The organism is Pseudomonas sp. BN102, from assembly GCF_029871245.1.
GTDB lineage: Bacteria > Pseudomonadota > Gammaproteobacteria > Pseudomonadales > Pseudomonadaceae > Metapseudomonas.
In genome coordinates, this window is the sequence record NZ_SSON01000017.1 from 89,927 (window position 1) to 115,439 (window position 25,513).

At 63.6% G+C, this 25,513-nt stretch carries 20 protein-coding genes; 15 read left to right on the forward strand and 5 right to left on the reverse strand.

Annotation, left to right across the window (positions count from 1 at the left end; translation table 11 throughout):
* The first annotated feature begins 390 nt into the window (after positions 1-390).
* Complete coding sequence (locus E8F12_RS01650) at positions 391-1,161, forward strand: GntR family transcriptional regulator (protein WP_280323552.1); 771 nt, start codon at positions 391-393, stop codon at positions 1,159-1,161.
* 253 nt (positions 1,162-1,414) lie between these two features.
* Here E8F12_RS01650 and guaD read toward each other — a convergent pair whose 3' ends face one another.
* The 4 genes from guaD to xdhA all read right to left on the reverse strand — a co-directional run bounded on the left by guaD (position 1,415) and on the right by xdhA (position 7,776).
* Complete coding sequence (gene guaD / locus E8F12_RS01655; protein WP_280323553.1) at positions 1,415-2,722, reverse strand: guanine deaminase; 1,308 nt, start codon at positions 2,720-2,722, stop codon at positions 1,415-1,417.
* 148 nt (positions 2,723-2,870) lie between these two features.
* On the reverse strand, positions 2,871-3,704 hold the full coding sequence (gene xdhC / locus E8F12_RS01660; protein WP_280323554.1) for a xanthine dehydrogenase accessory protein XdhC: 834 nt from the start codon (positions 3,702-3,704) through the stop codon (positions 2,871-2,873).
* A gap of 243 nt (positions 3,705-3,947) precedes the next feature.
* Complete coding sequence (gene xdhB, locus E8F12_RS01665) at positions 3,948-6,344, reverse strand: xanthine dehydrogenase molybdopterin binding subunit (protein ID WP_280323555.1); 2,397 nt, start codon at positions 6,342-6,344, stop codon at positions 3,948-3,950.
* Positions 6,337-7,776: a xanthine dehydrogenase small subunit gene (gene xdhA / locus E8F12_RS01670; RefSeq protein ID WP_280323556.1), complete on the reverse strand. Its 1,440-nt coding sequence runs from the start codon at positions 7,774-7,776 to the stop codon at positions 6,337-6,339. The genes xdhB and xdhA overlap by 8 nt, the downstream gene beginning before the upstream one ends.
* 489 nt (positions 7,777-8,265) lie before the next feature.
* Between xdhA and E8F12_RS01675 the strand changes: the two genes are divergently transcribed.
* The 4 genes from E8F12_RS01675 to ligA all read left to right on the forward strand — a co-directional run bounded on the left by E8F12_RS01675 (position 8,266) and on the right by ligA (position 15,911).
* On the forward strand, positions 8,266-8,925 hold the full coding sequence (locus E8F12_RS01675; protein WP_280323557.1) for a GntR family transcriptional regulator: 660 nt from the start codon (positions 8,266-8,268) through the stop codon (positions 8,923-8,925).
* A 13-nt stretch (positions 8,926-8,938) separates the two neighbouring features.
* On the forward strand, positions 8,939-12,427 hold the full coding sequence (smc, locus tag E8F12_RS01680) for a chromosome segregation protein SMC (RefSeq protein ID WP_280323558.1): 3,489 nt from the start codon (positions 8,939-8,941) through the stop codon (positions 12,425-12,427).
* A 231-nt stretch (positions 12,428-12,658) separates the two neighbouring features.
* Entirely contained in the window at positions 12,659-13,471 is an 813-nt protein-coding gene (zipA, locus tag E8F12_RS01685) for a cell division protein ZipA (RefSeq protein WP_280323559.1), read from the forward strand.
* A 70-nt stretch (positions 13,472-13,541) separates the two neighbouring features.
* Positions 13,542-15,911: an NAD-dependent DNA ligase LigA gene (gene ligA, locus E8F12_RS01690; protein ID WP_280323560.1), complete on the forward strand. Its 2,370-nt coding sequence runs from the start codon at positions 13,542-13,544 to the stop codon at positions 15,909-15,911.
* A 3-nt stretch (positions 15,912-15,914) separates the two neighbouring features.
* Here ligA and E8F12_RS01695 read toward each other — a convergent pair whose 3' ends face one another.
* Entirely contained in the window at positions 15,915-16,793 is an 879-nt protein-coding gene (locus E8F12_RS01695) for a response regulator transcription factor (protein WP_280323561.1), read from the reverse strand.
* 396 nt (positions 16,794-17,189) lie between these two features.
* On the opposite strand from E8F12_RS01695, the gene E8F12_RS01700 reads away from it, so the two are divergent.
* From E8F12_RS01700 to E8F12_RS01745, 10 genes are all read left to right on the forward strand, one after another.
* Positions 17,190-17,387 carry a Flp family type IVb pilin gene (locus E8F12_RS01700; protein ID WP_280323562.1) on the forward strand — a complete coding sequence of 66 codons (198 nt, stop codon included), beginning with the start codon at positions 17,190-17,192 and terminating at the stop codon, positions 17,385-17,387.
* A 41-nt stretch (positions 17,388-17,428) separates the two neighbouring features.
* Positions 17,429-17,947 (forward strand): prepilin peptidase, encoded by a 519-nt coding sequence (locus E8F12_RS01705; protein ID WP_280323563.1) that lies wholly within the window; start codon positions 17,429-17,431, stop codon positions 17,945-17,947.
* Positions 17,948-17,962: 15 nt separating this feature from the next.
* A complete protein-coding gene (locus tag E8F12_RS01710; RefSeq protein WP_280323564.1) occupies positions 17,963-19,285 on the forward strand; it encodes an AAA family ATPase in 1,323 nt (440 codons plus the stop codon).
* Between the two features lie 12 nt (positions 19,286-19,297).
* Complete coding sequence (cpaB, locus tag E8F12_RS01715; protein ID WP_280323565.1) at positions 19,298-20,113, forward strand: Flp pilus assembly protein CpaB; 816 nt, start codon at positions 19,298-19,300, stop codon at positions 20,111-20,113.
* A gap of 65 nt (positions 20,114-20,178) precedes the next feature.
* Positions 20,179-21,681: a type II and III secretion system protein family protein gene (locus tag E8F12_RS01720; protein WP_280323566.1), complete on the forward strand. Its 1,503-nt coding sequence runs from the start codon at positions 20,179-20,181 to the stop codon at positions 21,679-21,681.
* 14 nt (positions 21,682-21,695) lie between these two features.
* Complete coding sequence (locus tag E8F12_RS01725; protein ID WP_280323567.1) at positions 21,696-21,968, forward strand: hypothetical protein; 273 nt, start codon at positions 21,696-21,698, stop codon at positions 21,966-21,968.
* Positions 21,969-21,978: 10 nt separating this feature from the next.
* Positions 21,979-23,319: a Tad domain-containing protein gene (locus E8F12_RS01730; RefSeq protein WP_280323568.1), complete on the forward strand. Its 1,341-nt coding sequence runs from the start codon at positions 21,979-21,981 to the stop codon at positions 23,317-23,319.
* Positions 23,320-23,327: 8 nt separating this feature from the next.
* Complete coding sequence (locus tag E8F12_RS01735; RefSeq protein ID WP_280323569.1) at positions 23,328-23,798, forward strand: TadE/TadG family type IV pilus assembly protein; 471 nt, start codon at positions 23,328-23,330, stop codon at positions 23,796-23,798.
* On the forward strand, positions 23,798-24,301 hold the full coding sequence (locus E8F12_RS01740) for a TadE/TadG family type IV pilus assembly protein (protein WP_280323570.1): 504 nt from the start codon (positions 23,798-23,800) through the stop codon (positions 24,299-24,301). Before E8F12_RS01735 ends, E8F12_RS01740 begins: the two co-directional genes overlap by 1 nt.
* Positions 24,295-25,512 carry an AAA family ATPase gene (locus tag E8F12_RS01745; RefSeq protein ID WP_280323571.1) on the forward strand — a complete coding sequence of 406 codons (1,218 nt, stop codon included), beginning with the start codon at positions 24,295-24,297 and terminating at the stop codon, positions 25,510-25,512. The genes E8F12_RS01740 and E8F12_RS01745 overlap by 7 nt, the downstream gene beginning before the upstream one ends.
* Position 25,513 lies beyond the last annotated feature (1 nt).

Sequence of the window (25,513 nt, forward strand, 5' to 3'; positions counted from 1 at the left end):
GCGACAATTTGCACCCTAGCGAGTTAACTAAATCGTTAAAAAACAACAGGTTATGCATATTGCGAGAAATCGGGGTGATTCCGGAAACCGTGGGGTAAAGCACGGAAAGGCACTGAGACGGACGTGCTTATGACAAAAAAATGTAGGGAATTCCGCTCGTTCGGCGCTTCTGTCATCGCTCTGGTCACGCGGAAGGGGAACTGCGGGAAAAACCTGTGCAACTGGTCAGGAATGAGTGTTGAGCTGCGGCGAAACTGTTCACGGCACGCTGATTGTGTACAATATCATTCGGCTTTTCCCTGATTTCCCTCGCTGACAAACCTGCTCGGCACGGCGGAGAGGGGCAAAAAGGGCCCTGGAAGACCGCCGAACCCACCGACGCGAGCCCCCATGAACGAACAGTTGCAGCCACTCAAGAAGCAGCCGCGCACCGCCAAAAGCACCCGCAGCGGCACGCAGGACGACGTCGTCTATGCGCACATTTTCGATGCCATTCTCGAGCAGCGCCTGGCCCCCGGGACCAAGCTGAGCGAAGAGGCCCTGGGCGAGATCTTCGGTGTCAGCCGGACCATCATCCGCCGCGCCCTGTCGCGTCTCGCCCATGAAGGCGTGGTGCTGTTGCGGCCGAACCGCGGCGCCGTGGTGGCCAGCCCCAGCGTCGAGGAAGCGCGGCAGATCTTCTACGCCCGCCGCCTGGTGGAGCGGGCCATCACCGAGCTGGCGGTGGAGCACGCCACCGCCGAGCAGTTGCAGGAACTGCGGCAGATGGTCCTGGAAGAGCAGGCCTGCTTCTCCCGCGGCGACCGTGGTGCCGGCATCCGCCTCTCCGGCGAATTCCACCTGAAGCTGGCCGAAGCGGCGAAGAACGCGCCGCTGGTGAGCTTCCAGCGCAGCCTGGTGTCCCAGACCTCGCTCATCATCGCCCAGTACGAGAGCGGCAGCCGCTCCCACTGTTCCTTCGATGAACACAATCGCCTGATCGATGCCATCGAGTCCCGCGACGCCGAGCGCGCGGTGATGCTGATGATGCATCACATGGATCACATCGACGACAAGCTCAACCTTGACGAAGGCGGCGCCTCGGACGACCTGCACGCGGTGTTTTCGCACCTCTTGCAGACCAAGAAGAAGCCCGGCCGCGGCACCAGCCGCAACGCTTGATCCGGCTCCTGCAGAAAACCCCGCGTAAGCGGGGTTTTTTTGTTTCTTGTAGGGGCGAATTCATTCGCCAAGCAGGTTGAAGACCTGCCCCTGGCGTAGCCTCCGGGGACCGCTGCGCGATCCTTGGCGAATGAATTCGTCCCTACAGGATTACGAGCCATCGCCGCCTCAACTGTGTGCGAATTCATTCGCGTTAAACCTTCTCCTCAAAAGAAAGCCCCGCCGAAGCGGGGCTCTTTCATCGCATGGCGGCTCAACCGCGCTGATGCACGCTGCGGCCGGCGGCGAAGGTTTCCTTCACGGCACGGTCATCGCCAAGGATGGTCAGGGCGAACAGTTTCTCCTCCAGGCTCCTTGCCTGCTGCATGCGGTAGTCCAGCAGCGGGGTCGCCTTGTAGTCGAGGACCACGAAGTCTGCGTCCTTGCCGGCCTGGAAGTTGCCGATCTTGTCGTCCAGGTAGAGCGCACGGGCGCCACCCAGGGTGGCCAGGTACAGGGACTTGAAGGGATCGAGCTTCTTGCCCTGCAACTGCATCACCTTGTAGGCCTCGTTCAGCGACTGCAGCTGGGAGAAGCTGGTGCCGGCGCCCACATCGGTGCCCAGGCCCACGCGTACGCCGTGCTCTTCCAGCTTCTGCAGGTCGAACAGACCGCTGCCGAGGAAGAGGTTGGAGGTGGGGCAGAAGGCCACCGCCGAACCGGTTTCCGCCAGGCGCTTGCACTCGTCGTCGCAGAGGTGCACGCCGTGGGCGAAGACCGAGCGTTCGCCGATCAGCTTGAAGTGGTCATAGACATCCAGGTAGCCCTTACGCTCGGGGAACAGCTCCTTCACCCATTCGATTTCCTTGCGGTTCTCGGACAGGTGGGTGTGCATGTACAGGCCCGGATATTCGGCGAACAGCTTGCCGGCCAGCGCCAGTTGCTCCGGGGTGCTGGTGGGGGCGAATCGCGGGGTCACCGCGTAGTGCAGGCGGTCCTTGCCGTGCCAGCGTTCGATCAGCTCCTTGCTGTCGGCGTAGCCGGATTCGGCGGTGTCGGTGAGGTAGTCCGGGGCGTTGCGGTCCATCAGCACCTTGCCGGCGATCATCCGCAGGTCCAGGGCCTGGGCGGCCTCGAAGAAGGCGTCCACCGATTCCTTGTGCACGGTGCCGAACACCAGGGCGGTGGTGGTGCCGTTGCGCAGCAGCTCCTTGAGGAAGATGCCGGCGACATCGGCGGCATGGGCCTTGTCGGCGAACTGCTTTTCGGTGGGGAAGGTGTAGGTGTTCAGCCAGTCCAGCAGCTGTTCGCCATAGGAGGCGATCATGCCGGTTTGCGGGTAGTGGATATGGGTGTCGATGAAACCGGGGGTGATCAGGGCATCGCGGTATTCGCGCACCTCGACGCCGGCGGCCAGGGTCGGCAGCAGGGCCTCGGCTTCGCCCAGGGCCTTGATGCGGCCGTCTTCCACCACCAGCAGACCGTCTTCGAAATACTGGTAGGACTGCTCGACGCCCACCAGGGCGGGGTCGGCGATGCTGTGCAGGATGGCGGAGCGGTAGGCGGTTACGTGGCAGGTCATGTCAGTCTCGTTAATTACTGGTTCGGCTTTTGGCGCCCTCTCCCTTTGGGAGAGGGCGGGGGTGAGGGATGTCCGGTCACGCGCGAGCGGTGGTTTCCCTCATCCGGCGCTTCGCACCACCTTCTCCCAGAGGGAGAAGGGAAAAGTGTCAGGCCTGTTCGCGGCGGGAGGAGGGGATAAGCTTGGCGACCGTTTCACCCTTCTTCACTTCGGTACCGAAGTTGGCGTTGTAGGTGGCGACAACTTCGCCGGCGATGGAGATGGCGATTTCCACCGGCAGCTTGCCCTTCACTTCGCCGATACCCATTGGGCAACGCATGCGCTGCACGGTCTCGCCGGCGAAGCCGCGCTCGCGCAGGCGGTGTTCGAACTTGACGCGCTTGGTCTTCGAGCCGATCAGGCCGAAGTAGGCGAAGTCGCTGCGCTTGAGGATCTCGGCGGTCAGCTCCAGGTCCAGCTGGTGGTTGTGGGTCATGACGATGAAGTAGCTGCCCTTGGGCATCTCGGCGATCTCGTCGATCACTTCTTCGTTGACCACCTTCTCGACGCCGGCGGGAATCTGTTCGGGGAATTCGTTCTCCCGCGAGTCGATCCAACGCACTTTGCAGGGCAGGCTCGCAAGCAGCGGGACCAGGGCGCGGCCCACGTGGCCGGCGCCGAACACGGCGATGTGCGCCTGGGGCTGGCCCATGGGTTCGAACAGCAGCACGGTGGCGCCACCGCAGCACTGGCCAAGGCTGGCGCCCAGGCTGAAGCGTTCCAGGCGGGTGTCCTGGGTGCGATTCTCGAGCATCTCGCGGGCGATCTCCATTGCCTTGAACTCGAGGTGACCGCCACCGATGGTCTCGAAGATGCGCTCGGCGGTGACGACCATCTTCGAGCCGGAATTGCGCGGCGTGGAGCCGCGCTCTTCGATGATGGTCACCAGCACGCAGGGTTCACCGCGTTGCTGCAGGTCGGCGAGGGCGCTGATCCAACTCATTTGCTCAGTCTCCAGCTACGCAGTGGCCTGGTGGAGCGTGACAGGCGCCAGTCGTCCTTGGGACGCACAGGGGCCGGCAGCGTTTCCAGCAGCACGACGTCGGTGTCCTGCTGCGTTGTCTTCGAACGATCGGTGGGTGTTGTCATTGTTCTGCACCGTTTTTTCTCTATGTAGGAGCCAACTTGCTGGCGAATCGCGTGTCGTTGGAAGCAACGCTTTCGCGAGCAAGCTGGCTCCTACCGGTTACGCGGGCTCGGTCTCCGCCTGGGCGGCGGCCTGGGCCGGCTGTTGGAGTTTCCTCATCTGCTCGACGCCCCAGAGCACGCGCTCGGGGGTGGCCGGAGCATCGATCTGCGGCTGCACCTTGTAGTCGCCCAGGCTGGCCACGGCGTCCTTGATGGCGCACCAGACGGCGATGCCGAGCATGAAGGGCGGCTCGCCCACGGCCTTGGAGTGGAACACCGTCTGCTCGGGGTTCTTGCGGTTCTCCACCAGCTTCACCCGCAGGTCGATGGGCATGTCGGCGATGGCCGGGATCTTGTAGCTGGCCGGGCCGCTGGTCATCAGCTTGCCCTTGGCGTTCCACACCAGCTCTTCCATGGTCAGCCAGCCCATGCCCTGGACGAAGGCGCCTTCCACCTGACCGATGTCGATGGCCGGGTTCAGCGATGCGCCCACGTCATGCAGGATGTCGGTGCGCAGCATCTTGTACTCGCCGGTCAGGGTGTCGACTATCACTTCGGCGCAGGCCACGCCGTAGGCGAAGTAATAGAAGGGACGGCCACTGGCCTTGTCGCGGTCGTAGAAGATCTTCGGCGTACGGTAGAAGCCGGTGCTGGAGAGCGAGATCTGGTTGAAGTAGGCGAGCTGGATCATTTCCTCGAAGGAGAGGTAATGGTCGCGTACACGCACCTGCTCGTTCTTGAACTCGACGTCCTCGGCAGTGACCTTGAAGTGGTTGGCGAGGAACTCCACCAGACGACCCTTGATGGTCTCAGCGGCGTTCTGCGCCGCCTTGCCGTTCAGGTCGGTACCGCTGGACGCCGCGGTCGGCGAGGTGTTGGGCACCTTGTCGGTGTTGGTCGCGGTGATCTGGATGCGGCCGATATCCACCTGGAAGACCTCGGCCACCACCTGGGCGACCTTGGTGTTCAGGCCCTGGCCCATCTCGGTGCCGCCGTGGTTCAGGTGGATGCTGCCGTCGGTGTAGATGTGCACCAGCGCGCCGGCCTGGTTGAGGAAGGTGGCGGTGAAGCTGATGCCGAATTTCACCGGGGTCATCGCCAGGCCTTTCTTCAGCACTGGGCTCCTGGCGTTGAAGGCGCGGATTTCTTCGCGGCGCTTGGTGTACTCGCTGCTGGCCTCCAGCTCCTCGGTCATCTCGGCGAGCATGTTGTGCTCGACGGTCTGGTAGTAGTGGGTGACGTTGCGCTCGTCCTTGCCGTAGTAGTTCAGCTTGCGCACTTCCAGCGGGTCCTTGCCCAGGCTGCGCGCGATGGCATCCATGATCTCCTCGATCGCGACCATCCCCTGCGGGCCGCCGAAACCACGGTAAGCGGTGTTGGAGGCGGTGTTGGTCTTGCAGCGATGACCATTGATGGTGGCGTGTTCGAGGAAGTAGGCGTTGTCCGAGTGGAACATCGCGCGGTCGACGATGGAGCCGGAGAGGTCCGGGGAGTAGCCGCAGTTGCCGGCCAGTTCCAGTTCGATGCCCTTGAGCAGGCCGTCGTCGTCGAAGCCCACGTCGTACTCGACGTAGAAGGGGTGGCGCTTGCCGGTGATGGTCATGTCTTCCATTCGCGGCAGGCGCATCTTGGTCGGGCGCCCGGTGTGGTGCGCGATCACCGCGCAGAGGCAGGCCGGGCCGGCCGCCTGGGTTTCCTTGCCGCCGAAGCCGCCGCCCATGCGGCGCATGTCGATGACGATCTTGTGCATCGGTACGCCCAGCACCTCGGCCACCAGCTTCTGCACCTCGGTGGCGTTCTGGGTCGAGGTGTAGACGATCATTCCGCCGTCTTCGGTGGGCATGACGGAAGAGATTTGGGTCTCCAGGTAAAAGTGTTCCTGGCCGCCGATATGCAGCGTGCCCTGCAGACGGTTCTTCGACGCCGCCAGGGCGCTGCTGGAATCGCCACGCTTGTGCTGGTGGCTGTCCAGCACGAAGTGCTTCTTGCGCAGGGCGTCGACCACATCGAGCACCGGCTCCAGGTCCTCGTATTCGACGATCGCCGCCATGGCCGCCTTGCGTGCGGTTTCCAGGCTGTCGGCGCCCACGGCCAGGACGACCTGGCCGACGTACTCGACCTTGCCGTCGGCCAGCAGCGGGTCGCCCGCCACCACCGGGCCGATGTCCAGCTGGCCGGGCACGTCCTTGGCGGTGATGGCGATGGCCACCCCTGGGAACTGGTAGCAGGGCGTGGTATCGATGCGGGTTATGCGCGCATGGGCGCGGTCGCTCATGCGGGCATAGACGTGCAGCTGGTTGGGGAATTCCAGGCGGTCGTCGACGTACACCGCCTCGCCCGAGACGTGTTTGGGCGCGCTCTCGTGCTTGACGCTCTTGCCGACGCCGGTGGTGATGTCGGCACGGAACAGTTCCGCCAGTTCTTCCTGGGTCTTGTGATGGTGGTGGTTAGACATAGGCGGTCACCCGGGTTTCGACTTCTGGGGATTGCAGCTCGAGGAAGAACTTGCGCAGCAGGTTCTGCGCGGTCAGCAGGCGGTATTCCTTGCTGGCGCGGAAGTCCGAGAGCGGGGTGAAGTCCTTGGCCAGGGCCTCGCAGGCGCGCTCGACGGTGCCCGGATACCAGGCGGCGCCGATCAGCACCTGCTCGCAGGCGCTGGCGCGCTTGGGAATGCCGGCCATGCCGCCGAAGGCGACGCGGGCCTTGCGCACTACGCCATTCTCGATCACCAGGTTGAAGGCGGCGCAGACCGCGGAAATATCGTCGTCCAGGCGCTTGGACACCTTGTAGGCGCGGAAGGCCTGGTTCTTGCGGGCACGGGGCACGCGCACCTTCTCGATGAACTCGGAGTCCTGGCGAGCGGTGACCTTGTAATCGAGGAAGTATTCATCCAGCGGCAGGATGCGGGTCTGGTTGCCCTTGCGCAGGACGATCTCGGCGCCCAGGGCGATCAGCAGCGGCGGGGCGTCACCGATGGGAGAAGCGTTGCCGATATTGCCGCCCAGGGTGCCCTGGTTGCGGATCTGCAGGGAGGCGAAACGGTGCAGCAGTTCGCCGAAGTCCGGGTATTCGCGGGCCAGGGATTCGTAGCAGTCGGACAGCGGGGTGGCGGCGCCGATCTCAATGAAATCGGCGGTCTCCTCGACACGCTTCATGGCGTCGATGTGGCCGATGTAGATCATCACCGGCAATTCACGGTGGAACTGGGTGACCTCCAGGGCCAGGTCGGTGCCGCCGGCCAGCAGGCGGGCCTGCGGGTTGGACACATAGAAGTCCGCCAGGTCGGCGATGGTCAGCGGGACCAGGCAGCGCTTGTCGCCGCTGTTCAGCTCGGCGGTCTCGCGCGGGGCGATGGCCTGGAGCTGGGCGACGGTCTGGGCTTCGGCGGCGTCGAACTGGTCCGGCTGCTTCTGGCAACAGGCCTGCTCGGCGGCGTCGATGATCGGGCGATAGCCGGTGCAGCGGCACAGGTTGCCGGCCAGGGCTTCCATGGTTTGGCCCTTGTCGTAGCCATTGCTGTTCTTCTGGAGGGCGAACAGCGACATGACGAAGCCGGGGGTGCAGAAGCCGCACTGGGAACCGTGGCAATCCACCATGGCCTGCTGCACCGAATGCAGTTGGCCCTGATGCTTGAGGTCTTCCACGGTGATCAGCTGCTTGCCGTGCAGCGAGGAGACGAAGGTCAGGCAGGAGTTGAGGGTGCGATAGCGAATGCGATCGCCCTCCAGCTCGCCGACGACGACGGTGCAGGCACCGCAATCGCCCGAGGCGCAGCCTTCTTTGGTACCGGGTTTGCCGACATGCTCACGCAGGTAGTTGAGCACCGTGACATTGGGATCGAGGGCATGCTCGGTGCGCAGCTCCCGATTGAGTAAAAACTGGATCAAGGACGACCTCCAGGCACTTTATTGTTTTACGAGGGCTCGTATGGGGGCAAATTTAGAGTTGTCTGACTTTTGGGTCAATAAATATTTGACTCGAAAGTCAGGAAAATTTCATCTCTTTCGGTTATTAGCCCGCCGCGCCCGCTTTGTCTCAAGGTTCAAGCGCTTTTCGTGCCACCTGTCCATAAGTGTAGGAAAGGGCGCGCCGGGTGCTTTTCTGTGGGGGCGAATTCATTCGCCAAGCAGGCCGAAAGCCTGCCCTTGAGCGGGGCGGGGCTGCTCCGCACCCCTTGGCGAATGAATTCGCCCCTACAAGAGCGACACCACGCCTTGTGGTAGACTCCGCCGCCTGCCCGCGTCCTGCGGCAGAGTCGGAAATTTCCCCCTATCGCACTTGCGCCCACTGCCCGTACCCGTAGTACTGTCAGCGCCGGAGCTTTTGCGTGGGAAAGCCCGGCGCAGTGCACAAAGTCCCCAGTTCGAAGGAAAACCATGACGTTCAAGGCACCGGACAGCCTCTCCGAACAAATCGCCCACTACCTGGCCGAGCGCATCATTCGCGGCGAGCTGAAAGAGCGTGAGCGCATTCAGGAACTGAAAGTCACCCAGGCCATGAATGTCAGCCGGGGTTCGGTGCGCGAGGCGCTGCTGATCCTCGAGCGCCGACACCTGATCAACATCCTGCCGCGCCGCGGCGCCCAGGTGTCCGAGCTGACGCCGCAGCACGTGCGCAGCCTCTATACCCTGGTGATGGAGCTCTACATCCTGCTGGGCTACGCCGTGGCCGAGCACTGGCGCAGCGAGGAGGACCTGGCGCCCTTCCGCGCCCTCCAGCAGCGCCTGGCCGAGGCCCGCCAGCGGGAGGACATCCACGCCTTCGTCGAGGCCAGTTTCGGCATCATGCAGGCGGCCTATCCCTTCGCCGACAACCCCTACCTGCAGCAGACCCTGGACAACCTGCAGCCGGCCATCGCCCGTACCTATTACATCGCGCTGGAACGCCGCCGTAGCCAGATGGGTCAGTTCGGCGCGGTCTTCGACGATCTGCTGATGGCGGTGATCGACCGCGAGCCTTCGAGGATCCGTGAAGTGCTGACCGGCTACGGCAAGCAGAACTGCGAGCTGGTGCTCGCGGCCCTGGCCGAGCGTTGAGCGGGGCGCGCCGATGCGGTTGAAGTGCATCAAGCTGGCCGGGTTCAAGTCCTTCGTGGACCCGACCACCGTCAGCTTCCCCAGCAACATGGCGGCCGTGGTCGGCCCCAACGGTTGCGGCAAGTCGAACATCATCGACGCCGTTCGCTGGGTAATGGGTGAAAGTTCCGCGAAGAACCTCCGCGGCGAGTCGATGACCGACGTCATCTTCAACGGCTCCAACACCCGCAAGCCGGTGGCCCAGGCCAGCATCGAGCTGATCTTCGACAACTCCGACAACACCCTGGTGGGCGAATACGCCGCCTTCGCCGAGATTTCCATCCGCCGCCGGGTCAGCCGCGACGGGCAGAACACCTATTTCCTCAACGGCACCAAGTGCCGTCGCCGTGATATCACCGATATTTTCCTCGGCACCGGCCTGGGGCCGCGCAGCTACTCGATCATCGAGCAGGGGATGATTTCCAAGCTGATCGAGGCCAAGCCCGAGGATCTGCGTAACTTCATCGAGGAAGCCGCGGGCATCTCCAAGTACAAGGAGCGCCGCCGCGAGACCGAGAGCCGTATCCGCCGTACCCAGGAGAACCTGGCTCGACTTTCCGACCTGCGCGAAGAACTCGAGCGCCAGCTGGAACGCCTGCACCGCCAGGCCCAGTCGGCCGAGAAGTACCAGGAATACAAGGCCGAGGAGCGCCAGCTCAAGGCCCAGCTCGCCGCCTTGAAGTGGCGGGCGCTGAACGATCAGGTCGGCCAGCGCGAAGCGGTGATCGGCAACCAGGAGGTCAGCTTCGAGGCCCTGGTGGCCGAGCAGCGCAATGCCGACGCCAGCATCGAGCGACTGCGGGACGGTCACCACGAGCTGTCCGAACGCTTCAATCTGGTGCAGGGCCGCTTCTATTCCGTGGGCGGCGATATCGCTCGGGTAGAGCAGAGCATCCAGCACGGCCAGCAGCGCCTGCGCCAGTTGCAGGATGACCTGCGCGAAGCCGAGCGTTCGCGCCAGGAAACCGAATCCCACCTGGGCCATGACCGCACTCTGCTCGCCACGCTCGGCGAAGATCTGGACATGCTCGGCCCCGAACAGGAAATCAGCGCCGCTGCCGCCGAGGAGGCCTCCGCCCAGTTGGAAGAAGCCGAGACCGGCATGCATGCCTGGCAGGAGCAGTGGGACGGCTTCAACCAGCGCAGCGCTGAGCCGCGCCGCCAGGCCGAGGTGCAGCAATCGCGGATCCAGCAGCTGGAACAGGGCCTGGAGCGCCTGCTGGAGCGCGAGCGCCGGCTGAATGACGAGCGCGTCCAGTTGGCCGCTGACCCGGAAGATGCGGCGATCCTGGAAATGAGCGAAGAACTGGCGGTCGGCGACGTGCGCCTGGAAGAGCTCCAGGCCGCCGAACAGGGCTTGGTGGAGCGCCTGGAAAGCCTGCGCGAAGCATTGCAGCAGGCCAGCCAGGCACAACAGCAGGCCCAGGGTGAACTGCAGCGCCTGAATGGCCGCATCGCGTCCCTGGAAGCCCTGCAACAGGCCGCGCTCAACCCCGGCAAGGGCGCCGCTGAATGGCTGCGTGATCAGCAGTTGGCCGAACGCCCGCGCCTGGCCGAAGGGCTGCGGGTGGAGCAGGGCTGGGAGCTGGCGGTGGAAACCGTGCTCGGCGCCGACCTGCAGGCCGTGCTGCTGGACGATTTCGCGGGCCTCGACCTGTCCGGCTTCAGCCAGGGCGAACTGCGCCTGGCCAGTGCCGGCCGGAGCGGGACGCGGGTACCCGGTAGCCTGCTGGACAAGGTCGAGGCGCCGGTTGACCTGGCGCCCTGGCTGGCCAAGGCCCTGCCGGTGGAAAGCCTCGATCAGGCCCTGGCCCGCCGGGCCAGCCTTGGCGATGGCGAGAGCCTCATCAGCCGCGACGGTTACTGGGTCGGCCGCAACTTCCTGCGGGTGCGCCGCGCCAGCGAGGCCGAGAGCGGGCTGCTGGCCCGTGGCCAGGAGCTGGAGCGGCTGCACGCCGAGCGCGAGGAACGCGAGGCCGCCCTGGAGCTGCTGGAAGAGCGCCTGCAGCAGTTGCGCGATGGTCAGCGCCAGCAGGAAGACGCCCGCGAACAACAGCGCCGCCTGCTGCAGGACGAGTCCCGTCGTCTGGGCGAACTGAAGGCGCGATTGTCCGCCCAGCAGGCCAAGGTCGAACAACTGGCCCTGCGCCGCCGCCGTCTGGAAGAAGAACTCCGCGAACTGGAAGAGCAGCGCGCCGCTGAGCTGGAGCAACTGGGCGAAGCGCGCCTGACCCTGCAGGACGCCCTGGACGCCATGGCCAGCGACACCGAGCAGCGCGAGAAGCTGCTGGCCGAGCGCGACGGCCTGCGCGAGCGCCTCGACCGCATCCGCCAGGAAGCCCGCCAGCACAAGGACCACGCCCACCAACTGGCCGTGCGCGTCGGCTCGTTGCGGGCGCAACACGATTCCACCCGCCAGGCCCTGGAGCGCCTATCCCTGCAGTTCGAGCGCCTCAACGAGCGCCGCGAACAGCTCAGCCTGAACCTGGAGGAGGGCGCCGCACCGCTGGAGGAGCTGCGCCTGAAACTGGAGGAGCTGCTGGACAAGCGCCTGGGCGTGGAGGAAGAACTCAAGCAGGCACGCCTGGCCCTGGAAGATGCCGATCGTGAACTGCGCGATGCCGAGAAGCGCCGCACCCAGGCCGAGCAGCAGTCCCAACTGCTACGCGGCCAGCTGGAGCACCAGCGCCTCGAATGGCAGGCCCTGACCGTGCGTCGCAAGACCCTCCAGGACCAGTTGCACGAAGACGGCTACGACCTGCACGGGGTGCTCGCCACCTTGCCGGCCGAGGCCAGCGAGGGTGCCTGGGAAGAGGAGCTGGAACGCCTCGCCGCGCGTATCCAGCGCCTCGGCCCGATCAACCTCGCGGCCATCGACGAATACCAGCAGCAATCGGAACGCAAGCGCTACCTGGATTCGCAGAACGACGACCTGGTCGAAGCCCTGGAGACCCTGGAAAACGTCATCCGCAAGATCGACAAGGAAACCCGCAACCGCTTCAAGGAAACCTTCGACCAGATCAACGCTGGCCTGCAGGCACTCTTCCCCAAGGTCTTCGGTGGCGGCCACGCCTACCTGGAATTGACCGGCGAAGACCTGCTGGACACCGGCGTGGCGATCATGGCGCGACCGCCGGGCAAGAAGAACAGCACCATTCACTTGCTCTCCGGCGGGGAAAAGGCGCTCACTGCACTGGCCCTGGTGTTCGCCATCTTCCAGCTCAACCCGGCGCCCTTCTGCATGCTCGACGAGGTGGATGCGCCCCTGGATGATGCGAACGTCGGCCGCTATGCGCGGTTGGTGAAGGAAATGTCCGAGAAGGTGCAGTTCATCTACATCACCCACAACAAGATCGCCATGGAAATGGCTGACCAACTGATGGGGGTAACCATGCACGAGCCGGGATGTTCTCGCCTGGTGGCGGTGGATGTGGAGGAGGCTATGTCGATGGTCGAGGCCTAGTGGCGTCGCTGGAGGCGAACTCCTGGCGAGAACGAGGTCAAATTCGCATCGGCTTCTGCGTAAGCCTCTATCAGAGGTTTCTCTGCTGGTCTGGTCGTGCTAGCTTTATGCCCAAATTTGTTGCACGTGGAAAACGCCATTCAGAACATGGAGTTGGGCGCCACGTTTCAGGGGACGGGATGTCCTTTCTTCACCATTGTTTGCATTTTTCACTAGGGGACACAGGACTACATGGATATCGGTCTGCGCGAGTGGCTGATTGTCATTGGCATCATAGTAATCGCCGGCATTCTGTTCGATGGCTGGCGTCGCATGAGTGGCGGCAAGGGGAAACTCAAGTTCAGGCTGGATCGCAGCTTCTCCAATGCTGCGGACGAAGAGGAAGATCCGAACCTGCTCGGCCCGGCCAGGGTCAAGGACCGTCCGCACCATGAGCCCTCGCTGGATGAGGCGGACCTGCCGTCCCTGAGCGCCCGCGAGTCCAGCAAGCGCCGTGGCGAGCCCCAGCAGGGCGACCTCAACCTCGACGAACCGCCGACCCTGCTCAACCCGGTCGACGACGGCAAGAAGAACGGCAAGGCCTTCCCGCAGTCCCAGGCCGACGAAGTGCCGGTAGAGGAAGTCCTGGTGATCAACGTGGTCGCCCGCGACGAGGGCGGCTTCAAGGGCCCGGCCCTGCTGCAGAACATCCTGGAGAGCGGCCTGCGCTTCGGCGCCATGGACATATTCCACCGCCACGAGAGCATGGCCGGCAACGGCGAAGTGCTTTTCTCCATGGCCAACGGCGTCAAGCCCGGCACCTTCGACCTGGACGACATCGACCACTTCAGCACCCGCGCCGTGAGCTTCTTCCTCGGCCTGCCGGGCCCGCGCCATCCGAAGCAGGCCTTCGACGTGATGGTCGCTGCCGCCCGCAAGCTGTCCCAGGAACTGAACGGCGAGCTGAAAGATGACCAGCGCAGCGTGATGACCGCGCAGACCATCGAGCACTATCGCCAGCGCATCGTCGAGTTCGAGCGCAAGCACCTGACCCAGAAGCGCTGATTCCGCGCCCAGTCGACGAAAGAGCAGCCCCGGCTGCTCTTTTTGTTTCAAGAGAAAGAGCCTGAACACCATGACCGATGCCCAAACCGCCGCCGAACGCATCCTGGAACTGCGTACCGAGCTGGATGCGCACAACTACCGCTACTACGTGCTGGACGAGCCCAGCGTGCCCGACGCCGAGTACGACCGCCTGTTTCGCGAACTGCAGGCCCTGGAAGCCGAGCACCCGGAGCTGGTGACCCCGGACTCGCCGACCCAACGGGTAGGCGGCGAGGCCCTCAGCGCTTTCGGCGAGGTGCGCCACGAGGTGCCCATGCTCAGCCTGGGCAACGCCTTCGAGGAGGAGGACCTGCGTGCCTTCGATCGCAGCGTACGGAGTGGTCTCGGCCTGTCTGGCGGCGATCTGTTCGGCGGTGGTGCCGAGGTGGAGTACAGCTGCGAGCCCAAGCTCGATGGCCTGGCGGTCAGCCTGCTGTACCAGAACGGTCAACTGGTGCGTGGCGCCACCCGCGGCGACGGTAGCGTTGGCGAGGACATCAGCGCCAATGTGCGCACTATCCGCAACGTCCCGCTCAAGCTGCAGGGAGAGGGTTGGCCAGCGCAGCTGGAGGTGCGTGGCGAGGTCTACATGCCCAAGGCCGGTTTTGACGAACTCAACGCGCGCCAGGCGGAAAGCGGTGGCAAGACCTTCGCCAATCCGCGCAATGCGGCTGCCGGGAGCCTGCGACAACTGGACCCGAGGATCACTGCCAGCCGGCCGCTGGAATTCTGCTGCTATGGTATCGGCCTGGACAGCGGCGCACTGCCGGCGACCCAGGTCGACATGCTCGAGCAGCTCAAGACCTGGGGCATTCCCATCAGCCGCGAACTGAAACTGGCCAAGGGCGTGGAAGCCTGTCTGGATTACTACCGGGATATCGGCGAGCGGCGCATGGGCCTGGCCTATGACATCGATGGCGTGGTGTTCAAGGTAAACAACATCGAGGATCAGCAGCAGCTGGGCTTTCGCGCGCGCACTCCGCACTGGGCCATCGCCTGCAAGTTTCCGGCCCAGGAGGAGCTCACCGAATTGCTCGACGTGGAGTTCCAGGTCGGCCGTACCGGTGCAGTGACCCCGGTGGCGCGGCTCAAGCCGGTCAAGGTGGCCGGTGTGACCGTGGCCAACGCCACCTTGCACAACATGGATGAAGTCGCCCGCCTGGGCCTGATGATCGGTGACACCGTGATCATCCGCCGCGCTGGCGATGTGATCCCGCAGGTGATGCAGGTGGTGGTCGAACGCCGTCCGGCCGATGCGCGCCCGGTGCATGTCCCCGAGCAGTGCCCGGTTTGTGGTTCGGCAGTCGAGCGCACCCAGCTGATCAAGCGCGGCAAGGGCAAGGAAACCACCAGCGAAGGTTCGGTCTACCGCTGCGTAGGCCGCCTGGCCTGCGGCGCGCAGCTGAAGCAGGCGATCATCCACTTCGCCTCGCGCCGCGCCCTGGATATCGAAGGCCTGGGCGACAAGATCGTCGAACAACTGGTGGATACCGGCCTGGTGGCTTCGCCGGCCGATCTCTACACCCTGAAGTACGAGCAGGTGGTGGAACTGGAAGGCTTCGCCGACCTGTCCACCCGTAACCTGCTGGGGGCCATCGCCGACAGCCGCAAGCCGAGCCTGGCACGTTTCATCTATGCCCTCGGCATCCCGGACGTGGGCGAGGAAACCGCCAAGCTGCTGGCGCGCGCCCTGGGCTCCCTGGAGCGCATCCAGCAGGCGCTGCCCGACGTGCTCACCTATCTGCCCGACGTGGGCCTGGAAGTCGCCCACGAAATCCATGCCTTCTTCACCGACGGGCACAACCAGAAGGTAATCCGCGACCTGCTGGCACGCGGTGTCGAGCTGCAGGAGGAGGGCGGCCTGAGCCCCGAGTTCGCGGCCAGCGCGACCTTCGCCGGCTTCATCGACAAACTCAATATTTCCGGCATTGCGGCCACCGGGGCGAAGAACCTGGCGGAAAAGGCCGGCAACCTCGACGGCCTGATCGCCCTCAGCCGCGACTGGCTGGAACTGAGCGTGATGAAGGGCCTCAACGAAAAGGCGAAACAGGCCCTGCGCGAATTCTTTGCGGTGCAAGCCAACGTCGAGCGCGCGCAGGCCATCGAAGCCCAGTTGCGTGACTTCGGCATGCACTGGGAAAGCGAGAAGAAGGCCGTGGAAGGCCTGCCGCTAGCGGGACAGACCTGGGTGCTCACCGGTACCCTGGAAGTCATGAGCCGGGACGTGGCCAAGGAGAAGCTGGAGGCCCTGGGGGCCAAGGTGGCGGGATCGGTGTCGGCGCGCACCCACTGCGTGGTGGCCGGGCCCGGCGCCGGCTCCAAGCTGGCCAAGGCCCAGGAGCTGAACATCCGCGTGCTGGACGAGGAGCAATTTCTTGCCGAATTGGCCACGCTGGGCTGAGGCCTAAGCCTCGAGGCTCTGGACCACCTGGGCGATTTCCGCGGCAGTGGTGTCCAGCTCTGGCTGGGTAGCGCTCGCCGTGGTCTCGTGCTGCAGGCTCTGGCGGTAGTCGCTGGGGGTGCAGCCGGCCAGTTGCTTGAAAGCCCGGGCAAAGTAGGACGGGTCCTTGAAACCGGCCTCGTAGCCGATGCTGGTCACCGGCATCTGGCTGTTTTCCAGCAGCGCCTTGGCGTAGTCCATGCGTTTGCCGAGGATGTACTCCATGAAGCCGACTCCGTTGACCTCCTTGAACAGCCGGCTGAAGCGAAAGGGGGTCATGCCGCAGCGCTGGGCCAACTCCTTCTGATCCACGCTCTCGCGGAAATTCTGGTCGATGTAGTGCATTACCTTGTCCAGCGCCTTGTGCTTCTGGTGGCTCGACGTCCGGCGAATGCTGTCCGGTAGAGGAGGGTTATGTTCGAGTACCGGTGTTCTGCCCAGATTGATGGCGGAGCGCCGCACCTCAATCAGCTTCCTGAGTGCGTGGAGGTAGCGGCTTTTGTCCTCAGGTGCAAGTGGCAGCACCATGTATTCCCATACCTTGGCGCGCATCGCCCATACGGCGAGTTCTTCTGAATGCTGCACGGTGAACATGGTGATCGGGATCGAAGGATGCGACCTCTTGATCTCAAGCAGCAGGTTCAGACCGCTGACATCTGGCTTGTTGAAGTGGATGCAGATCATATCGGCCTGTCGCAGGTTTCCGCACCCCGCCACCAGGGTGGCGTCGCCAAGTCTGCAATCGCAGAAATCCTCGAATTGCTGGATGAGCTTGCGCGTTGACCTTTCGCGCGTCAGGTCAAGCCAGAGCAAGCTTGGTTTACCGGCCGAGTAGGACTGCATGATCGAACCCTGCCCTCGTTATTGTCCCTTCCCCGTGATGCAGTATTGCCACTGTGCCACCAGAGTAAAGAACGAGTCCTTATTGCCTTGCAGTTTTTTGTACGCATCCTGTTCTACCCAGGTCTGAGGCCCCCATTTCTGGGGGGTGCGCGGGCGACCGTTCCGTTCGTCGCCCGACCAATCACCTTGGTGCTTTTTATGCAGGGTACCAAGCCTGCCCAGGCCACGGCCGGCCTGGCTTCCGTTTATTTCCGCTCCTTTGTGGTCCGCAAAAAAGTCCTATCTATCCGCAAAAAACTCCTAACCCCCAAATTTGGGGAGGGCTAGGGTCCACCACAGGCGGATCGCGAAGTGCCGCCGAATTCTCGTAGAGACAACTTGAGTGAGGTGGGCGAAATGATTTTTGAAGCAATCAAGACTTCGGTGGTGAAGTTCATCAAAGACGAGGACGGCCTGACCATCGTGGAGTACGCGGTGGCCGGCGGACTGGTGACCCTGGGGGCAGTTGGTGCATTCCTTGCGCTGGGCGGCAGTGTGGCGACAGCCATCCAATGCTTGGACGATGCCGTAAACGGGGTTGATTGCACTCCGTAAGTGGGATCAAGAGCTGAATGAACCTCCAGAGGGACGCAGCAATGTCCATAGAGCAAATGTTCCCCGTCATTTTGCTGCTAGGGCTGCTGGTGGTTGCGGTGGCGAGCGATCTGCGTCGCCACCGCATCCCGAACCTCCTGGTGTTGACAGGAATACTGCTGGGGCTGGGAAGCCAGGTCATGTCCGTAGGATTCAGCGGTTTGACTATCGGCCTGCTGGGGATGCTGACCGGGTTCGCCATTTTCCTGCCCCTGTACATCCTCAAGGGGATGGCGGCGGGCGACGTGAAGCTGATGGCCATGGTCGGCAGTTTCTTCATGTACCAGGACGCCATGTGGATTTCCTTCTACAGCCTGATCGCAGGTGGCGTCTGTGGCTTCCTGATCGTGCTGTTCCGCGGGCAGCTCCTGCAGACCCTGGCGCGGTACGGGCTGATGTTGAGGGCCCGCGCCTATCTTGCGCCCGAGGCGGACGAAGTCGCAGGCAAGCCGTTCCCCTATTCGGTCGCCATTCTACTCGGGACCTTGACCGGTATTTTCTGGCAATCCTTCGGGCTATAGGTCAGGAGACGACTCATGTATGCCGTCAGCGACAGAAATGCCTACCCCAGCGAACGGGAAGCCGTGCAGCGCCTGGCCCCGCAGCCGCGCAACATTCGCGAGACCGGTCTGGCGGACAACTTCCTCGGCGACCTGGTTTGCAAACACCTGCATGATGCCGGCGTGCTTGACATGCCGCGGCTGGTGGAGCGCCTGGCGCTGACGGGGGCCGTGCTGGATGAGATTCTTGCCTTCCTGCGCAAGGACGGTCGTATCGAAGTGCTGGGGCAGACGGGCGGGCAGGCGTTGCGCTACGGCCTGACCGAGCGGGGCCGTGCGACGGCCCGCGATGCCTTGTCGCGCAGCGGCTACATAGGCGCGGCCCCTTTCCCGGTCAGTGCCTATCGCTCCTTGCTGACGATGCAGACCATTCACCACGGGAGTGTCACCGCGCGCAACATGCACGCGGCTTTCCAGGGAGTGGTGCTCTCGGAAAATATGCTCGACCAGTTGGGCGTGGCCATGAACTCCGGGCGCGCCATCATGATTTACGGGCCGGCGGGTACCGGCAAGACCTATATCAGCAGCCGGCTGATCCGCCTCTTCGCCGAAGCCGTCTGGGTGCCCTACGCGATTGCCGTCAACGAATCGGTGATCGAGATCTACGACCCCCAGGTGCATCAGCGCCTGGAAGACATCACGCAGACGAACAAGCTGCTGATGGACGAGGGCATCGACCGGCGCCTGCTATGCTGCAAACGACCCATAGTGATCACCGGTGGCGAACTCAGCATGGAACAGCTGGACATCCGCTACGATCCCTTTTCCCGCCTCTACCAGGCCCCCTTGCAGCTGAAGGCCAGCAACGGCCTGTTCATCATTGACGACATGGGCCGCCAGCGCATGGCCCCGGCCGAGTTGCTCAACCGCTGGATCGTGCCCATGGAAGAGAAGCGCGACTTCCTCAACCTCGGCGGTGGGCGCCACTGCGAGTTGCCCTTCGACCTGATCCTGGTGTTCTCCACCAACCTCAATCCCCTGGAGCTGGCTGACGAAGCCTTCCTCCGACGCATTGGTTACAAGCTGCATTTCAGCTACCTGCAGCCTGAAGAGTACGAGCGCATCTGGCGCCAGGAAATCGAGCGCCTGGGCATCGCCTATGACCCGGTGTTGCTGCGTTACGTGCTGCAGGGCCTCTACGAGGAACAGGGCATGCCCCTGGTGCCCTGCCACCCCCGCGACCTGCTCGGCATGGCCCGGGACCGCCAGTCCTACCTGGGCGAGTCGGGCCCGCTGTCGCCCCGCGATCTGGAATGGGCCTGGCACAACTATTTCGTCCAGCTCGAAAGCCTTGGATAAGGAGACGCCGACATGAGTGCTCGTACCCTCACCCTGATTGCCCTGTCGCTGGTTCTCGGCCTGGGCGCGGCCTGGATGGCCAACAACTGGTTGAGCGCCAAGCTCAACGCCAGCCCGGACGACAACCTGCAGGCGGTTGTGGTGGCCACGGTGGAGATTCCCTTCGGTCAGATGATCGAGGCCCAGCAGGTCACCCTGGTGCGCATGCCGAAGGGCACCGTGCCGGATGATGCCTTCGACGCCACCGACAAGGTGGTGGGCAAGATCGCCACCTTCGCCATGCTGCGCGGTGACATCCTCCGTGAAGCGCGGGTGGCCGAGCACCTGGGTGGCAGCACCCTGGCATCGTTGATCGAGTCGGAGAAACGTGCCGTCTCGGTGCGGGTGGACGATGTGGTGGGTGTGGGCGGTTTCCTGCTGCCGGGCAACCGGGTCGATGTGCTGGCCACCAAGAAGGTGGGGGGCAACGGTACCGATTCCGAGTCCAAGACCATTCTCGAGGACCTGCGGGTGCTGGCCGTGGACCAGACCGCCAGCACCGACAAGACCCAGCCGGTGGTGGTGCGTGCCGTCACCCTGGAGATGACGCCCAAGGAAGCGGAAGTCCTGGTCAAGGCCATGAGCGAAGGCCGCCTGCAACTGGCCCTGCGCAATCCGCTGGACGACCAGAAGAAGCCCGAGCCCAAGGTCGCGGTCGCGCCGAAACCAGCCGCCCCCGCGCCCATTCCGGCTGCCACCAAGCCCCAGGTGCGGCGCAGCGTCGGGGTAAGCGGAGGCGTGATCATCATTCGCGGTACCGAAGTGAAATTGGCGAAAGCGCAGCCATAGCGCGACCCGTCATCGAGTACTGATTCGGCGACCAGGTAATCGACCCGTCACGCAAGGAGATGGATATGCATAGCATTCGGAAAGTAGGCTCGTTGGCGGTGTTCCTGCTGGCCTGGGCGATGTTGCCGATTCCGCTGATGGTGGCTCAAGCCGGGCAAGCGGCGTCGCCCATGCCCGCGGCCAACAACGGCAGCATCCAGGTGCCCATCTACAAGTCGCGACTGCTCACGACGCGGGTACCGGTCAAGCGTATCTCGGTGGGCAACCCGGAGATCGCCGACATCCTGATCACCAGTCCGACCCAGCTCTACCTGCTGGGCAAGTCCCTGGGCAGCACCAACGTCATGCTCTGGGACAACGGTAATCGGCTGATCGACACTCTGGACCTGGACGTGGTGCATGACCTCAGCGGCCTCAAGGACAAGCTGCACCAGCTGTTGCCCAATGAGCGCATCGAGGTGTTCAGCGCCCAGGGCTCCCTGGTCCTGCGTGGCCACGTCCACAGTGCCGCAGTGATGGATACCGCACTCAAAGTTGCCAAGAGCTACGCTGCGCAGACCGCCAGCGTGGTGCAGGGCGAAGGGGAGGAGGCCAAGGCCGCGCCGACCCAGTCCCTGGAGGTGATCAACCTGCTCACCGTCGGCAGCAGTCAGCAGGTGATGCTGGAGGTCAAGGTGGCGGAAATGCAGCGCAACCTGCTCAAGACCCTCGATGTACGCTTCAATGCCCTGAATCTGGACGGCAATTGGGCCACTGGGGGCTTCAATAACGGCCAGGGTCTGGGTTTCGACGCGGACGGCTTCGTCAACCCGACCACGCTGTTCGGCAATGGCAAGGGCTTCTTCGGCCAGTTCCTCTCGGACGACTTCCTCTTCAACGTGGTACTGGAGGCAGCCAAGGACAACGGCTCGGCCAAAGTGCTGGCCGAACCCACCCTGACCACCCTGAGCGGCCAGCAGGCGGAATTCATTTCCGGTGGCGAGTTCCCGGTGCCCATCACCGAGGACGATGGCATCACCATCGAGTTCAAGGAATTCGGGGTAGGTGTGAAGTTCCTTCCGGTGGTACTGGATGAAGGACGCATCAACCTGAATCTCAATGTCTCGGTCAGCGAACTGTCCAACGCCAACTCCCTGGTGCTGGATACGGGCCTGGAGAGCGTCCTGGGTGATGGTGTGACTCAAGTCATTCCTTCGCTCACCAAGCGCAGCGCCGAGTCCACCGTCGAGCTGGGCAATGGCCAGACCATTGCCATCGCCGGCCTGATCAGCGAGAACACCCGCGATTTCGTCAGCCGCTTCCCGGGCCTGGGCGACATTCCGGTACTGGGGCACCTGTTCCGCAGTCAGTCGTTCCAGAACGGGGAAACCGAACTGGTAATCCTGGTCACGCCGCACCTGGCCAAGCCGGTGGATGCCAGGACAGTGCGCCTGCCCACCGAGAAGTTCGTCGAACCCAGCGACCTGGATTTCTACCTGCTGGGCAAGACCAAGGGACGCGAACCCGGTCGCCCGGTGCCGGTCAGTCTCGGCGTCAGCGAAGGCCGGTTTGGCCACGATCTCAAGTAATCGGAGGCACGACCATGAAACTGCTCATTCCGTTCTGCCTGATGGCGCTGTCCTGCGGTTGCGTCATGTCCTACGAGGAAGGCCGGGTCGGCACCCTCGGCTACAGCGTCTACCAGACCACCTACCAGCAGATCGCCAATAAGGAGCGGGCGGCCCACCCTGGCACCGAGGCTTCATCCGTCGGCCGGGACGGCCCGGTAACGGAAAATGCCATGGACGGTTATCGGGCTGTGACCGGCGATGGCAAGCAGGTCGGCCAGCCGATTGAGATCAATATCGACAACTGAGGGCCCGGCCATGACCTCGCATATCCAAAGGTCATTTTCTTCATCTCCGCGGCGCCAGCGGGGCGCGGTCCTGGTGCTGGTGGTGATCGCCCTGCTGGCCATGCTGGCCATGGCGGCGCTGGCGCTGGATGGCGGCCATATGCTGCTGAACAAGACCCGGCTGCAAAACTCGGTGGATGCGGCGGCGCTGAGCGGTGCCAAGACCCTCAGCCAGGTGATGGGGGCAGGCAATGCATCCACCCTCGCGAAGGATGCTGCGCTGGCTACCCTCAACCTGAACGCTGCGGCGTCGGGTAACGGTGAGCTGGCCGATGCCATGGCCGGTAACGCCGGCTTCGCCGTGGTGGAATTCTCGGACAGCGTCTATGGGCCCTTCGCTTTTCCCGGGCCGTCGGACTCACGCTATGTGCGGGTTTCTGTACCGGACTATCCGCTTACTGGATTCTTCTGGGGCATCGTCGAGGCGATGAGCAATGGCACACCCCCGGAAAAGGCGGTGGCGGCAGTTGCCACCGCCGGGCCCAGTCCCACCAGCCCCTGCGATATAGCACCAATGCTGGTCTGTGGTGACCCGGACGACTACAACCCGGATACCGGTGCCTTCTGGGGCTATCAGTTCGGCGATGTGGAGGTGCTCAAGAGTGCCGCCAACAATGCGCCGGCCATAGGGCCTGGCAATTTCCAGTTGATTCGTCTGGGCAATAACACCGGCGCGGCGGATATCCGCAATGCCCTGGCTGGTGGCATCGACCAGTGCAACACGGTCGGGGATGAAGTGGAAACCGAACCCGGCAACTCCGTGGGGCCAGTGGCCCAGGGGTTGAACACTCGTTTCGGCGAATACACCGGACCGATGGCCAATAGCGCGTCTTCCTACCCGCCGGACCTGGTGACCAGCTTCAGCGACCCGAAGATGACCTACAACGACAGCGTTTCCCCGGCGCGGGTGGAATACGAGGGCCAGCCTGTCAATTCCAATGACGGTAACCTTTCCACCGCCACATCCGCCCTCCTGGACTACAACGACTGGGTTGCCAGCGTCGCCAATTGCCCCAGCGGTTGCCAGGCCAATGGGGTCTTCGAGCGGCGTATGGTGAAGATTGTGGTCGGTAATTGCGACGGGGAGTCCGGGGGTCAGACCACGGTACCCGTGCTGGGCTTCGCCTGTTTCTTCCTGCTGCAAACAGTTGCCCAGCAGGGCAATGAGGCGCAGATCTTCGGCCAGTTCATTGAGGAGTGTGAAGGGGACAACGTGGCTGGCCCGACTCCGACCGACGATGTCGGCCCGCAGATCATTCAGCTGTACAAGACCTATATCGACAACAACCAGACACCAAGCAGCGATTCGTAGGAGGTGTCATGGCACGTCTTGCATTCTCAAAGGCACGGGCCCAGCGTGGGGTGGCCATGGTGGAGTTCACCATCACCCTGCCTCTGCTGCTCCTGCTGCTGTTCGCCATAGCCGAATTCGGCCGCTTGCTGTTCCAGTACAACAGTCTGCTGCAGGCCAACCGTGATGCGGTGCGCTACGTGGCGGGCAAGGCCTGGAACCCGACATTGGGAACAGTCGAGTTGAGCACCACGTTGCAGGCCGCAACCAAGAACCTGGCCGTGTACGGCGTGCCGGTTGCACCTGCGAATGGCCAAGCGCTGGTGCCCGGCCTGACCACTACAAATGTGCAGGTCACGGCCGTGGGGACGACTCACGTCCAGGTCAGCACCAGTTTCACCTTCGTTCCGGTTCTGGGGGGCGGTATTCCGGGATTCATCGGCAACGGCGTTTCGTTCGGTTTTCCCCTGGTCGCCACCACCGTGATGAGGGTCCTGTGATGAATGCCAGAAGCATGCGCGGGGTGTATGTGGTGGAGTTCGCCATCATCGGCCTGCTGCTGTTCATCCTGCTGTTCGCCATCCTGGAATTCGGCCGGTTGTATTTCACCGTCAATGCCCTGAATGAAACCGTGCGGCGTGGTGCCCGGCTGGCGGCGGTGTGCGACATCAGTGATCCGGTCATCCTGCGCCGGGCAATCTACAACGCCGCCACCGACGCCGGCGCGAGCAGCCTGATCGGTGACCTCGAAACCGCCGACCTGACCCTGACCTACCTGGACGAGAGCGGCGCGACAGTGGCCAGCCCGAACAACCTGGTCAGCACCGACGGCTTCATTGCCATTCGCTATGTGCAATTGCGGGTGGAGAACTTCAGCTTCAATCTCATGATCCCTGTGCTCGGCGGCACCATCACGCTGCCGGTGTTCAGGTCGACCCTGCCTCGCGAGAGCCTCGGCCGCCATGCCGAGGAGGATGTATTGCCGGAGATCACGCCATGTTGAACAGTCGGGAAGTTCCCATTAGCACTGCCACGAACCGGCAGGGGCTGCGCCTGTTGATCAGCAGCCGTGACGCTGCTGCCTTGCGTCATCTGCAGGGCTGCTGTCAGCGCCTTCCCGGCCTGACGGTGAACACGCGCCTGGTAACCAACGGACACACCGACCCGCTCTACGGGCTGGAACAGATGCCTGACTTCCTGTTGCTGCGGGTCAGCCACCTGTGGCGCGAGGAGCTGGCCGCTCTGCTGCAGCGGCCCGCCAGTGAGCGACCGCCGCTGCTGATCTGTGGCCCGCTGAACGAAAGGGAAGGCGTGCGCCTGGCCATGCAGGCAGGTGCCCGGGACTTCCTGCCGGAGCCGGTGGCCGAAGATGAGCTGGTGGCGGCACTCGGGCGAATGCTGACGGAGTCGCGCGGCGGCACTGGCGGCGGCAGCAAGCTGATTGCCGTAATGAACGCCAAGGGCGGTTCCGGAGCGACCCTGCTGGCCTGCAACCTGGCCCAGCAGCTAAGCGCACGGGGCGGCACCACCCTGTTGCTGGACCTGGATCTGCAGTTCGGTAGCGTGGCCCACTACCTGGACGTGCAGACAGCCCACAGCCACCTGGATGTCCTGCAGCAGGTGGATGAACTGGATAGTGTGGCTCTGCGCGGTTTCTGCAGCCATTTCAGCTCCACCCTGCATGTGCTGGGCGGTCGCTCCAGCGAGCTGTGCCTGTCCCAGGATATCCGCCTGGAGCAGCTGGAAGCGCTGCTGCGTCTGGCGCGCAGTACCTACGACTGGGTCGTGGTGGATCTGCCGAGGCAAATCGACCATCTCACCGGTATCACCCTGGAGCAGGCCGACCGGGTGTACATCGTGGTACAGCAGAGCCTCAGTCACCTGAAGGACGCGACCCGGCTGGCGCGCATTCTGCGCGACGACCTGGGGGTGCAGGGCAGTCGCTTGCAGGTGGTGGTCAACCGTTACAACAAGGCGTCGCCGGTGAGCCTCAAGGACATTGCCGAAGCTCTGCGCTGTGAAGTCCTGCAGAAGCTGCCCAACGATTACTCCGTGGTCACTGAAAGCCAGAACACAGGCGTGCCGCTGGAGCTTCATGCCCCGCGGGCTCCGGTGACCCTGGCCATGCGCGAACTGAGCCAGGAACTGCTCGGCGCCGAAGAGGCCGGCGAGGGGTTACTCAAGCGCACTTTCGGCCGTCTGTTCGGGAGGTAGA